This window comes from Pseudovibrio sp. W74 (assembly GCF_001623085.1).
Taxonomy (GTDB): Bacteria; Pseudomonadota; Alphaproteobacteria; order Rhizobiales; family Stappiaceae; genus Pseudovibrio.
This window is the reverse complement of record NZ_LMCJ01000049.1, coordinates 1-843: the sequence shown is the minus strand read 5'-3', so window position 1 is coordinate 843 and position 843 is coordinate 1. Positions and strand designations below refer to the sequence as shown.

Here is an 843-nt window from a genome sequence, read left to right as displayed (position 1 = left end):
CTCTTTGATATTCCATGGATGCCGATCTATCTGGGTCTGGTGTTCGTGCTGCACTTCTGGCTTGGCATGCTGGCACTGGCCGGTGCGGTCATCATCCTCTCGCTGGTGCTTGCCAACGAGTTCATGAGCCGCGATCCCTCCAAAGAGCTGGCCTCGCAAAACGCACAGCGCAGCAACACCCGCTCTGGAGCACGGCGCAACGCAGAAGTGGTGCGCGCCCTTGGCATGAGCTCCACACTCACCAACAAATGGGATGAAACCAACGCCCGCTTTTATGATGCCCAGACCAAAGCAGGCGACCGCGCCTCGCTGTTCGCCACTGCCATCAAAGCCTTCCGCTTCCTGCTTGGTTCTGCCGTTCTAGCGGTTGGTGCCTGGCTTGCGATCCTTCAGGAAGTCTCTCCTGGTGTTATGATCGCAGCTTCCATCATCACCTCCCGTGCTCTGTCTCCTGTGGAGCAGGCTGTTGGCCAGTGGCGCGTGTTCATCGCAGCCCGTCAGGCCCGCGCCCGTTTGGAAAAATCACTGGAAGGTCTGGATGAGACCCCGCCAGAAACCGAACTGCCACTGCCAAGCAAGGCCCTCAATGTACAGCAGATCGCAACAGCGCCTCCCGGTGCTCGCGCAGTCACACTGGCTGGCGTCAACTTTGAGCTTAAGGCTGGCGATGGCATGGGCATTATCGGCCCGTCCGGCTCCGGCAAAACCAGTCTGGTCCGCGCGCTTGTGGGTGTTTGGCCTATCCTGCGCGGTGCCGTTCGTCTGGATGGCGCGGAGCTGAGCCAGTGGTCGGAAGATCGTCTGGGCACAGCAGTTGGCTACCTGCCGCAGGATGTGGAACTG

At 60.3% G+C, this 843-nt stretch carries 1 protein-coding gene; it reads left to right on the top strand.

Annotated elements, in window-relative coordinates:
* Window positions 1–843: ATP-binding cassette domain-containing protein (locus PsW74_RS21430; protein ID WP_153042452.1), on the top strand; the 843-nt coding region annotated here is incomplete at both ends.